This is a genomic window from Flavobacterium sp. SOK18b (assembly GCF_014156605.1).
Classification (GTDB): Bacteria; Bacteroidota; Bacteroidia; order Flavobacteriales; family Flavobacteriaceae; genus Flavobacterium; species Flavobacterium tiangeerense.
On sequence record NZ_QKNZ01000084.1, the window covers coordinates 1 to 11,534 of the forward strand.

12 protein-coding genes are annotated in these 11,534 nt (G+C 33.2%); all 12 read right to left on the minus strand.

Translation table 11 applies throughout. The annotated features are described in order from the left end of the window. Nucleotides 1-369: 369 nt before the first annotated feature. Complete coding sequence (trpA, locus tag DNC80_RS12340; protein WP_182651485.1) at nt 370-1,131, minus strand: tryptophan synthase subunit alpha; 762 nt, start codon at nt 1,129-1,131, stop codon at nt 370-372. 52 nt (nt 1,132-1,183) lie between these two features. Continuing rightward, nucleotides 1,184-1,504 (minus strand): gamma-glutamylcyclotransferase family protein, encoded by a 321-nt coding sequence (locus tag DNC80_RS12345; RefSeq protein WP_182651486.1) that lies wholly within the window; start codon nt 1,502-1,504, stop codon nt 1,184-1,186. Nucleotides 1,505-1,719: 215 nt separating this feature from the next. After that, nucleotides 1,720-2,901: a tryptophan synthase subunit beta gene (gene trpB / locus DNC80_RS12350; protein ID WP_158727984.1), complete on the minus strand. Its 1,182-nt coding sequence runs from the start codon at nt 2,899-2,901 to the stop codon at nt 1,720-1,722. A gap of 19 nt (nt 2,902-2,920) precedes the next feature. Further along, a complete protein-coding gene (locus DNC80_RS12355; protein WP_255493243.1) occupies nt 2,921-3,565 on the minus strand; it encodes a phosphoribosylanthranilate isomerase in 645 nt (214 codons plus the stop codon). Nucleotides 3,566-3,657: 92 nt separating this feature from the next. After that, nucleotides 3,658-4,443 carry an indole-3-glycerol phosphate synthase TrpC gene (gene trpC, locus DNC80_RS12360; protein ID WP_182651487.1) on the minus strand — a complete coding sequence of 262 codons (786 nt, stop codon included), beginning with the start codon at nt 4,441-4,443 and terminating at the stop codon, nt 3,658-3,660. An 83-nt stretch (nt 4,444-4,526) separates the two neighbouring features. Next, nucleotides 4,527-5,519 (minus strand): anthranilate phosphoribosyltransferase, encoded by a 993-nt coding sequence (gene trpD / locus DNC80_RS12365; protein ID WP_182651488.1) that lies wholly within the window; start codon nt 5,517-5,519, stop codon nt 4,527-4,529. 64 nt (nt 5,520-5,583) lie between these two features. Continuing rightward, the gene (locus DNC80_RS12370; protein WP_182651489.1) at nt 5,584-6,195 is read right to left on the minus strand and encodes an aminodeoxychorismate/anthranilate synthase component II; all 612 of its coding nucleotides are present in this window, start codon (nt 6,193-6,195) and stop codon (nt 5,584-5,586) included. A gap of 67 nt (nt 6,196-6,262) precedes the next feature. Next, nucleotides 6,263-7,663, minus strand: a complete 1,401-nt coding sequence (locus tag DNC80_RS12375) for an anthranilate synthase component I family protein (protein ID WP_182651490.1) — start codon at nt 7,661-7,663, stop codon at nt 6,263-6,265. A 301-nt stretch (nt 7,664-7,964) separates the two neighbouring features. Then, on the minus strand, nt 7,965-9,233 hold the full coding sequence (locus DNC80_RS12380; protein ID WP_182651491.1) for a hypothetical protein: 1,269 nt from the start codon (nt 9,231-9,233) through the stop codon (nt 7,965-7,967). A gap of 341 nt (nt 9,234-9,574) precedes the next feature. After that, entirely contained in the window at nt 9,575-10,144 is a 570-nt protein-coding gene (locus DNC80_RS12385) for a YceI family protein (RefSeq protein WP_182651492.1), read from the minus strand. 31 nt (nt 10,145-10,175) lie between these two features. Further along, entirely contained in the window at nt 10,176-10,808 is a 633-nt protein-coding gene (locus DNC80_RS12390; protein ID WP_182651493.1) for an NAD(P)H-dependent oxidoreductase, read from the minus strand. Between the two features lie 12 nt (nt 10,809-10,820). Beyond that, nucleotides 10,821-11,276 carry a MarR family winged helix-turn-helix transcriptional regulator gene (locus DNC80_RS12395; RefSeq protein WP_086454059.1) on the minus strand — a complete coding sequence of 152 codons (456 nt, stop codon included), beginning with the start codon at nt 11,274-11,276 and terminating at the stop codon, nt 10,821-10,823. Nucleotides 11,277-11,534: the final 258 nt, after the last annotated feature.

The following is an 11,534-nucleotide window of genomic DNA, read 5'->3' on the forward strand; positions in this document are numbered from 1 at the left end:
ATATGTTTATGCGGGGATATGTTCTATCTTTTAATGTCAAATGTATTTAATTTTTCTAATAAAAGGATCTAATGAATCTTTATTTAGTGAATATTTTTCGTTCTAAATTTTGTGTATGGTAAGTTTGTTTTTCTGAAGTTGTAAATGAAATACTGACAATGAATTCTTAACTTAATTTTTAATTTAAAAAGACTTAATAGGCATAATTATTTTATAAAATAATTGAACTGTAATTGTTAATTATCAACGTTCTTCTGTTGCCTATTTAAATAATTAATAGACCTAGAATTATTGTAATCTGCTAATCTGTTTACAAAAAAAACGGCGCTTCAAGTTACACTGAAACACCGTTAGCTATTTTTAAACTGATTATCGAATACTTTTTACAAATGTTGCTATGTTTTGGGTTCCGTTTTTAGTTAAATCTTGAATAAACGCACTGCCTATAATGGCTCCTTTAGCAAATTGTGTGGCTTGATTAAAAGTTTCGGCATTGTTGATTCCAAAACCAATAACTTGTGGATTTTTCAAATTCATGTCGGCAATTCGTTTGAAATATGCTTCTTGTGTGGCTCCAAAACCAGTTTGAGAACCGGTAACACTGGCTGAACTTACCATGTAAATAAATGCATCAGAGACGCTGTCTATGAAATGAATGCGCTCTACAGAAGTTTGTGGTGTTATTAAAAAAATATTTTTAAGACCGTATTTCTCAAATATATCTTTATAAGAATCAGCGTATACATCTACGGGTAAATCTGGAATGATTAATCCGTCTATTCCTATTGCAGCACATTTTTTACAAAAATTTTCAATTCCATATTGCAACATAGGGTTAAAGTAGCCCATGATGATTAGTGGTATGGAAACTGTTTCTCTTATTTTTTCCAGTTGGTCAAATAATACTTGCGTGGTCATGCCGTTATGCAAGGCTTGGGTTGAACTTTCTTGAATCGTAGGGCCATCTGCTAGTGGATCACTAAAAGGCAGTCCAATTTCAATCATGTCAACTCCATTTTTTTCTAAGTCTTGGATTATTTGCACGGTATCGTTCAAGCTAGGATATCCAGCCGAAAAGTAATTGGAAAGGATCTTATTATTTTCTTGTAATTTCTTATTAATTCTGTTCATGATATATTGATTTCCCTTTTTTATTAGGGTTTAGTTATGGGCTTACTTTTATTTAAATTACGGCGCTGTAGGCCCAGGCTTTCTGTTTTGATTGGAGTTGTACTTCAACTCTTTTATAATGCAGCCCTTCATATAAATCAGATTGGAGTAGCTCTTTGGTACTAATTTCGTAAACCATTCCATTAATGGTATTTTCTTGATTTTCAGTTTGGGTAATAATGGGGTAGTTGACAATGCCAAATTCTTCTTCAATTTGAATTTGTTTTACCACATACCCTATTAGTGTTTCTGGAGTGCCCTCTAGAATGCGCCCAAAGAGGTCTTTTTGTATGTCCTCGTTTTGTAAACTACCGTAAGCAAATAATTTTTCCATAATGTGGGTTTGACAAATTTAATTTAAAACGTGATATGCTATTCTTGATTGCGTTAAGGATGCCAGCGGTATCTCCCGGTTTAGAAAAACAAGGCTTTTGCCGTAGTTTTTGTTAATCGGGAATTTAGCGTACAGCCTGACCTCGCTTTTTTCGGCGAGGGAACGCCCTAAAATTAAGTCAAAAAAAACATCTCACAGGATAATCGTGTATTAAATTATAATTTAAAATAATCGATGTAAGTATTTAAATCCTTGTCACCACGGCCAGAGAGATTAATTACTACAATATCGTCTTTCTTGAATTTCATTTCGTCTAGTACAGCAAACGCATGCGCACTTTCTATGGCAGGGATTAAGCCTTCCATTTTAGATAATTTGATACCCCAGTCCATGGCTTGTGCATCTGTAATTGAGATAAATTGAGCTCTACCAGTTGTGTATAAATTAGCGTGCATGGGGCCAACACCAGGATAATCAAGTCCAGCTGATATGGAGTAAGGCTCTGTTATTTGTCCATCGTTGGTTTGCATTAATAGTGTTTTACTACCATGAATAACGCCTATTTTTCCTAGTGCTGATGTGGCTGCGCTTTCCCCTGAATCTACGCCTAGTCCAGCTGCTTCAACAGCAATGATGTTGACTTCTTTTTCGTCAAGGAAATGATAATACGTTCCTGCAGCATTGCTACCGCCGCCTACGCAAGCAATTACGTAATCTGGGTTTTCTTTGCCTTCTTTTTCAAGCAATTGCTCTTTTATTTCTTTTGAAATGACACTTTGAAAACGCGCCACCATATCAGGATACGGGTGCGGTCCTACCACAGATCCTATGATGTAGTACGTATCTACAGGATTGTTAATCCAGTCTCTAATAGCTTCATTAGTAGCGTCTTTTAAGGTTTTAGAACCAGACTTTGCAGGTCTTACTTCGGCACCTAGCATTTTCATTCGGGCTACGTTTGGCGCTTGTCTTTTTATATCCACTTCACCCATGTACACAATACATTCAAGTCCCATTAAGGCACATACAGTTGCCGTAGCTACACCGTGTTGTCCAGCTCCAGTTTCGGCAATAATTCTTTTTTTGCCCAATCGTTTGGCTAGGAGTATTTGTCCGATGGTGTTGTTTACTTTGTGTGCTCCCGTGTGACACAAATCCTCTCTTTTGAGGTAAATTTTAGTATTGTATTCTTCGGATAAGCGTTTTGCAAAATACAAAGGAGTAGGGCGGCCTACATACTCTTTTAACAAGGCATCAAACTCTTCCTGAAATTCAGGTTCTGCGGTGATTTTTAGGTAATTTTGGCGAAGTTCTTCTACATTTGGGTATAACATTTCAGGAATGAAAGCACCACCAAATTCTCCATAATATCCTTTTTCATTAACGTTGTAACTCATTTTGTTTCCGTTTAAAAAGTTAAAGTTGTAAATTATGTTGCAACTTTTGTAATAATGTAATGTCTTTTAATCCAGGCTCTGTTTCAAATTTACTGTTTAAGTCTAGAGCGTGAATTGGTAAATTGGTATTCAAGATTTGTTGTATAGATTCAACCTCATCAAGGCTTATTCCACCACTTAAAAAGAAAGGTTTAAGTGAAGGATATTTTTCTAAAACCCGCCAGTCAAATGTATTGCCGTTCCCACCCGGAAGTTTTCCCTTAGTATCAAATAAAAAGTAATCGCATACCGTTTCAAAAGGTTTTAGTTCTTGAAAATCAAAGGTGTCATTGACCGAGAAAACCTTGATGATTTCTATTCTTTTTCCTTGTAATTTTTCTTTCAAATCAGTGCAAAAAGCAACCGACTCATTTCCATGTAATTGTATAGCTTGTAAATTGTATTTTTCGGCTTTCGCCAAAATTACTTCGATGTTTTCTTGTACAAATACGCCCACTTTTTTTATAGATGCTGGTAATTCTGTCATCTCTCCATCAAAATAACGACTAGATTTATCCCAAAAAATAAATCCTAAATAATCGGGTAGTAGGGCAGCAAGTTCCAAAATGTTTTCTGGATATTTCATGCCACAAACTTTTACTTTTACACCCATTTTTTCTGACATAACGGGAGACGAAAGGGGAGTTGTATTTGGGTTATTTATTGAAGGTTGCATAATGACTACCTGTATTGATTGTTGTGTTTTATTTTTTTTAATTAAGAAAGTAGTTTCTGGATAAATTCAGTAGCTGCTTTTCCTGCATTGTCTGTTTTCATAAAATTTTCTCCTATCAAAAATCCTTGAAAACCATACGGTTTGAGTTCTTTAATAGCTTCTACACTGGCAATTCCACTCTCGGATACTTTTACAAAATCATCTGGAATTTGTGAAGCGAGTTGCATGCTGAAATCCAAACTCACTTCAAAAGTTTTTAAATTTCTATTGTTAACACCTATCATGTCAAGTGACGGCATAATAGATTTTTCTAACTCTTCTTGATCATGTACTTCAAGTAACACTTCTAATCCTAAACTATGTGCAAACTCAGATAAATGTTTGATTTCCTCTCGTGTTAAAACCGCAGCGATTAGCAAAATTAAATCGGCGCCGTGGGCTTTAGCTTCTAGAATTTGGTATTCATCAACTATGAATTCTTTGCGCAAAAGCGGAATGTTAACTGTTGATCTAGCCAAAAGTAAATCATCAAGAGAACCGCCAAAATACTTCCCATCAGTAAGTACTGATATTCCACAAGCGCCTGCATTTTCATATCCTTTTACAACTTCTTCAACAGTAAAACTATAATTAATTTCAGCTTTTGATGGTGATCTGCGTTTGTGTTCCGCAATTATTCCAGAGTTACTGGCTCTAAGTGCTTGACTTAATGAAATTGTTTTTTTTTCAAAAAATACTGAGGATTCCAGCTGTGATACCGGAATTATAGTTTTTTTGAGAATTACTTCTCTTTTTTTGTCAACTATTATTTTATCTAAAATGTTCATTTCTTTATTATTATACGTTTATTGTTGATCTGTAATTTGTAATTAGCGATTTCAACAACACTTACCTTAAATTTTAAACTAGTTTATTTGCTTAATTCTTGTAATTTCTTCAAAGATAAAAGTCCTTTTCCAGATAATAAACTTTCTTTCGCTATTTGAAATCCTTCTAAAGGCGAACAGTTTGTAACCGTTGCAATAGCCATTGCAGCATTGGCACAAACCACATTGTTTTGTGCTTCAGTTCCTTTTCCGGCAATAATTGTTGTGAACATTTCAGCCGATTCTTCAATGGTTGTTCCGCCTTCAATTTCTTTTTGGGTTAGTAGGTTTACACCAAAATCTTCGGGATTCAACATCCCTTCTCTTGTTTTTGATATTGTTTTTGAAGCACCAGTCAGCGATATTTCATCATATCCATCTAAAGAATGAAGTATGGTGAAGTTTACATCTGTATTTTGATACAAATACGCATACATTCTAGCAAGTTCTAAATTAAAAACACCTACTAATTGATTTTTTGGAAAGGATGGATTCACCATAGGTCCTAGCATATTAAAAAATGTTTTTACAGCCAGTTCTTTTCTAATAGGACCCACGTTTTTCATTGCAGGATGAAATAAAGGTGCGTGTAAAATACAAATCCCAGCTTGATTCATACAACTTTCTAGAAAATCATTGTCATTACTAAAACGGATGCCTAGTTTTTCCATTACGTTACTAGAACCAGAAATAGACGAAACACCATAATTACCATGTTTAGCTACTTTTATTCCGGCACCTGCCGCTACAAAAGATGCTAATGTCGAAATATTAAAGGTGTCCTTACCATCACCGCCAGTACCGCAAAGATCTATGGTGTTATAAGCAGATAAATCTACTCTAATACACAATTCTAGCAGTGCTTCTCGAAATCCAGCAAGCTCCTCAATAGTTATGCTACGCATCATGTAAACGGTAAGGAAAGAAGCTATTTGGCTGTTGTTGTAACCTCCGTTTGAAATAGTAATCAATACGTTTTTCGCTTCCTCTCTAGAAAGGGTTTCGTGATTGATCAATCGGTTTAATATGTTTTTCATTTTTGATAGTTGTTCTTAATAGTAAACTCTTTGTGTGATACTTTAACTAGGAAATTTTTTGAAACTAATTTTTAATCCAGTTTTCTAAAATTCGTTTTCCATTTGGTGTCAATACACTTTCAGGATGAAACTGCACCCCACGTACATCATATGTTTTGTGACGCAGAGACATTATTTGTCCGTTTTCGTCAAGAGAGGTAATCTCCAGAACATCAGGTAAATTAGTGTCTACTACCCAAGAATGGTAACGCCCTACCTCAAAGGAATTTCCTAGACCTTCAAAAAGAAGTTCATCAGTCACGGTAGTTTCTACCATAGAGGCAACACCATGATATACTTTGTCAAGATTAGAAAGGGTTCCGCCGTAAACCTCACCAATGGCTTGCTGACCCAGACAGACTCCAAAAATACTCTTGGTAGGACCATATTTGCGAATCACTTCTTTTAATAAACCCGCTTCATCTGGAATTCCAGGGCCTGGTGAAAGTAGAATTTTATCGAAAACTGAAATTTCATCAATATCAAATTGATCGTTTCTGTATACGGTAACTTCACAGTCTAAATCTTCAAGATAATGTACTAAATTATAGGTAAAACTATCGTAATTATCAATTACTAAAACTTGCTTTCTTACAGCAGTTGTTGAAGTAGATGGAGTGGTTATATTGTTGCTCATTTTGTTTTTTATTTTAATATTTTCTTGAAAATGAAATCCTTTCACAAGGAATTTATTAGAATTGGATTTAAATCGTTTCGGCTAAGTCTAATGCGGCATTTAAGGCTCTTAATTTATTGTATACTTCTTGCATTTCGCTTTCTTCATCAGAACTTGCTACAATTCCAGCACCAGCCTGACAATGCAATTGATGATTTTTGCTTAAAAAACTTCGGATCATAATGGCGTGATTGAAATTACCATCAAAATCCATAACACCTATTGCGCCTCCATAAAAATTCCGACTTGTTTTTTCATATTCTTCAATGAGTTGCATCGCACGGTGTTTTGGTGCACCACTAAGTGTACCTGCTGGAAACGTATCAGCTACCACTTGCATCGTTGTGGCCGTGTCATGTAAATGCCCTGTAACTTTAGAAACCAAGTGAATAACGTGCGAAAAGAATTGTACTTCTCTATATTTTTCTACTTGTACATCATGACCATTTCGGCTTAAATCATTTCTGGCTAAGTCAACTAGCATAACATGTTCACTGTTTTCTTTTTTATCCTCAGATAATTGTTTGGCAAGGCTTGCATCTTTCTCATCATCTCCAGTGCGTTTAAAAGTTCCAGCAATAGGGTGAATTTCGGCTTTTCTATCTTTTACTATAATTTGAGCTTCAGGAGAGCTACCAAAAATTTTGAAATCACCATAATCAAAGAAAAATAGGTAAGGAGAAGGGTTGATGCTTCTCAAGGCTCGGTATACATTAAACTCATCACCTTTAAAGCCTTGCGTAAATCTTCTTGACAAAACGAGCTGAAACACATCACCTCTAAAACAATGTTTTTTTGCCAAAGCAACATTTTCCTTAAATTCTTCATCAGTCAAATTAGAGAAACCGTTACCTTCTTTTGAAAATTTATACGAAGCAATATTTCGAGATTGAAGCAGTTGTTCTATCTCTGCAATATTATTACGACCGTCTAAGCTGTGGCAAAAAAGAAAGGCTTCATTCTTAAAATGGTTAATAGCAATAATATTTTGGTAAACCGCATAATACACATCAGGAATGGAATTGCTGTTTTCTTTTTTTGCGATTGTAACTTTTTCAAAATACCGAACCGCATCATAAGAAATGTATCCAAATAACCCGTTGTTTATAAATTTGAAATTGTTTTTATCTGACTTGAATTGTCCAGAAAATTCTTGAATTACAGCTGGAATATCAGTGCTTGCATCAATATTTATTTTTTGAGAACTACCGTCAGGATATGATTTATAAATGACTTCATTTTCTATTTTTAAGGATGCAATGGGATTGCAACAAATATAGGAGAAGCTATTGTCATTACCATGATAATCACTACTCTCTAGCAAAAGACTATTGGGAAATTTATCTCTAATCTTAAAGTATACACTCACTGGTGTAATGGTGTCAGCTAAGATTTGCTTGTATTTAGTTTGTAATGTAAAAGATTTCAATTTTTTATATTTTAAGTGTTGTGTCAATTTTTATCAAAAAAAAAAAGGCTTGTCGTGATGACAAGCCTTTTATATTTATAGTTTTAAAAATACCATAGGAGCTTAGTTCACGACGTTTGACGTAAATTATTCCACCACCAAGTATTGTTTAAAATTGTGTTCATTGTTGTTTTATTTAATGCAAATATATAAATGTAAATTCAATTATGATGCGTTTTAATATAAAATTAAATAATTTTTTTTCAATTTTTTGTTACAAATGTAAAAATGGAGCTTTTCTTAGTATCAAATTTAATATGAATTACTTACTAGCTAAATTTGTGTAGGATCTTAAACGGAAATCTGGAATTTTTTTCAATGATGGTTGAATGAAAAAATCTAAAGTTGGTATTGTTGTATAGTCAAATGCGTAGGAGGCGTTGCTGTACCAATTTTCTATTTCAACGTTATTTGCGGCTACTTCACTAATTATCTTTGCGGAGCAATTATTAGATATTACTCCTCTAAAGCTAACACGATTTAGATTTTCACTGATATATCCTATCTTTGAATCTAAAACAGCAATTGCAGAAAAGCCATGTATTACGCTATTATCTAATGTTAAAAAGCACTTATCTTTAATATAAATAGCTTCCTTTACAAGTCCTTGATTGTTTTCTTGCGTATTAAGTAAGGTCATGTTGTTGGCGGTGATTGAAGTAGCTTTTTTAGTAAAATCGCAGTTTTCTATTTTATCATAATTGTCTATTTCAAAGCATCTAGAGCCTGCAACATCGCTTGAAAATGGATCTCTTATGGCAATACTATTGGTAATTTTAGCTTGTGCACCTTGAGTAAAATCAAAATCATCATCAGTAGAACGGTATGAAATAATATTGTTTAAAGTTGTTTTACCTCCATAACATTCAAAGGAATCATCATTAGAAAAACTAATTTGAATGTTTTCTAGTTTGGTTTTGTTTCCAACTCCTGCAAGTGACAAACCATTAAGTTCTTTTTGTTCTTTGAGTTTTCTACCAGAATATTCAATGCGTACATATTTTAAAATTCCAGAACTGTCCTCTTCATTTGTTCCACCGTAATAGCTTACCTCTTGATTTAAATTAAAGTCTAAAAAACCGATTCCACCAATCCTATTAATTGGAGCATCGCCAAGAATTACAATACCACCCCAATCACCCGGTTTTCTTGATAAAGCAGCATTATTAGATGTAAAAATAATAGGAGCAGTTTCATTGCCTTCAGCCATGATCTTAGATCCTTTTGTAACGACAAGTGTTCCGCAAGTTTCTTTATCACCACGAATTACTGTTCCTGCCTCAATAGTAAGCGTTGCTTTGTTAGTGACATACACTACACCTATTAATCTATAGGTGTTTTTGCGTTGCAAGACCATGTTGCTGCTTATAACTCCTGTTAGTATGGTTGTAGCTTCATTATATTCTGTAGTGGCAGGTTTAAAATTTGTCCAGTTATTGAGCCAGTTGTCTTCTCCTATTATTCCTTTGAGTTGTTGTGCATTGATGCATAAGCAAGACAGTAATAAAAGGAGTGTCATTTTTAGTTTCATAATATTTGTTTTTGTAGGTTCAGTTATTATAAGATATGGAGGTTTTTAACAATCCAAATGTACTTATGATCTGTTAAGACAGACTCTACTTAATATTATGAGTTTATTATGAATAACTAGTGTATGTTATTTTTATGCAACTTATCTTTATTTGTTGCGCTATTTTAAATTTATTTTGTATTAAATGAAACTTTACTTTTATCCATTTAACAGTGATAGAATTTAAAAATATTTTGAGTCAAGTTTAAACTATTAGCAAGATTAATAAATTGTAGAAACTAGTATAAATACAAAACCCTATCAATTTCTTGATAGGGTTTAGAGTGGTATTTAATTTGAAATTAGAATTTCAAATTTACAGCTAAAGTGAAATCATCGTTGATTGCTTTGTCACCAATAGCACTAAAGATGCTAGCTGAGTTGTACTCTATTTTATATTTAGTTCTGTCTACAACAACATTAGCAGTTGCAGTGTTAGCCGTAGTAGCCATATCAAAAGTTACAGGTTTTGTAATTCCTTTTATAGTTAAATCAGCAGTTACAGTGTAAAGATTAGCTGATTTGCTTGCGATTTTTTTGAAAACCAAAGTTGAAGTTGCAAATTTGTCAGTTCCAAAAAAGTCATCTGCTTTTAAGTGTCCTTCTAATTTTTCTTTTCCTTGACCTGCTTTCAAGTCAGTTACAGTCATTGAAGTCATATCAACAACAAAAGAACCTCCAGCTACTTTTTTCCCTTTAAATACAAGGTTTCCGCTTTTTAGGTTGATAGTACCTTCATGTGCTCCTGTTACTTTTTTTCCAACCCAGTTGATAGTACTTTTAGATACATCTACTGCTTTTGTTTGAGCGTTTACTGTTACTGTTGTTAGCGCTATTACTGCTGCTAATGCAATTGATTTTAAGTTTTTCATTTTTAGTGTGTTTAAAGTTGATTAAAAAAAATTATAGTGTAATAAATAAATCTTCGTTTGATTTTCTAACTTTTTTATAATGCTGTGTAGCATCTTCTTCATGACGGTATCCTATTGTTGCAAGTAATGTAGCATTTAGACCTAGTTTATCAAGTCCTAATATTTCATTAACCTGAGCAGGGATGAAGCCTTCCATAGGAGTAGCATCAATTTTCAATTCAGCTGCACTGTTTAATAAGTTTCCTAAAGCAATATAGGTTTGTTTTGCTGACCATAAGTTTCTACTTTCTTCAGGCAATCCTACAATATTTCCTTTCATGTAATCTACGTACCCTTGAATACTTTCTAACGGAATTTCACGAATTTCGCTCATTGTTTTTGCAAAATCGTCAATTCCTTCTGCACCAAAGTTTAATTCATTTGCAAAAACAATTAAATGTGATGCATCTACAACTTGAGCTTGTCCGTAGGCAGCAGGCTGTAATTGAGCACGTAATTCAGGATTTTCTACTATAATAATTTTGTAGGGCTGTAATCCATAAGAAGATGCTGTTAAACGAATAGCTTCTTTAAGCGTTGCTAAATCTTCGGCTGTAATTTTTTTTGATGCATCAAATTTTTTTGTAGCATATCTCCAATTCTGGTTTTCTATAAAAGTACTCATAATTATTTTTATTTATTGTTTTCTATATTTTTCTAATAAAGCGTTTAACTGTTCAATTTCTTCGGATGTTAGATTTTGAGCAAAAAAACGTTCATGTGCTATAACTTTTGGATCTAATTCTGATAAAACCTCTAATCCTTTTGATGTAATTAAAACTTCTATTTTTCTACGATTATCAGGACAAACTTTTCTAGTTACATATTCTTTTAGTAGCAATTTGTCTACAAGACGAGTAGTGTTGCTCGTTTTGGCAAGCATTCTCTCTTGGATTACAGACATGTTTGCTGGATTTCCTTTTTGACCTCTTAATATTCGTAGCACATTGTACTGCTCACTTGATATTTCAAATGGTTTTAGGATTTCATTAAAATTTTCTGTAATCACATTTTGAGTGTACAAAATATTTAGGATAATTTTTTTTGAATTATCCATTGCAACAGTCGATTTTAATATTTCTTCAATTTTCATATTTGTATATATGTAATTTGTTGGTACAAATATAACATTAATTATTGTTGTATATACAAATGTGTTTTAAATTTTTGTTAAATTTTAGTTTCCAAATGGTAAAAGCCGCAATACTAAGAATTAAAAAACTTTCGTTTTGTTTGTTTATATCATTTGTTTAACTAGCTAGATTAGTGTTTGGACGGCTAAGATGTAAGTTTCATCATTTAATTTTTTAATAGATTATCTTTTTTGTTATATGTAGCATTTACTTTAATC

Excerpts from the sequence above, each read along its gene's own strand:
- DNC80_RS12355 (WP_255493243.1), bottom strand. The coding sequence starts at position 3,565 with ATGTCAGAAAAAATGGGTGTAAAAGTAAAAGTTTGTGGCATGAAATAT.
- DNC80_RS12345 (WP_182651486.1), bottom strand. The coding sequence starts at position 1,504 with ATGGAAAAATTATTTGCTTACGGTAGTTTACAAAACGAGGACATACAA.
- trpB (WP_158727984.1), bottom strand. The coding sequence starts at position 2,901 with ATGAGTTACAACGTTAATGAAAAAGGATATTATGGAGAATTTGGTGGT.
- DNC80_RS12380 (WP_182651491.1), bottom strand. The coding sequence starts at position 9,233 with ATGAAACTAAAAATGACACTCCTTTTATTACTGTCTTGCTTATGCATC.
- DNC80_RS12385 (WP_182651492.1), bottom strand. The coding sequence starts at position 10,144 with ATGAAAAACTTAAAATCAATTGCATTAGCAGCAGTAATAGCGCTAACA.
- DNC80_RS12390 (WP_182651493.1), bottom strand. The coding sequence starts at position 10,808 with ATGAGTACTTTTATAGAAAACCAGAATTGGAGATATGCTACAAAAAAA.
- DNC80_RS12395 (WP_086454059.1), bottom strand. The coding sequence starts at position 11,276 with ATGAAAATTGAAGAAATATTAAAATCGACTGTTGCAATGGATAATTCA.
- trpC (WP_182651487.1), bottom strand. The coding sequence starts at position 4,443 with ATGAACATTTTAGATAAAATAATAGTTGACAAAAAAAGAGAAGTAATT.
- DNC80_RS12370 (WP_182651489.1), bottom strand. The coding sequence starts at position 6,195 with ATGAGCAACAATATAACCACTCCATCTACTTCAACAACTGCTGTAAGA.
- trpA (WP_182651485.1), bottom strand. The coding sequence starts at position 1,131 with ATGAACAGAATTAATAAGAAATTACAAGAAAATAATAAGATCCTTTCC.
- trpD (WP_182651488.1), bottom strand. The coding sequence starts at position 5,519 with ATGAAAAACATATTAAACCGATTGATCAATCACGAAACCCTTTCTAGA.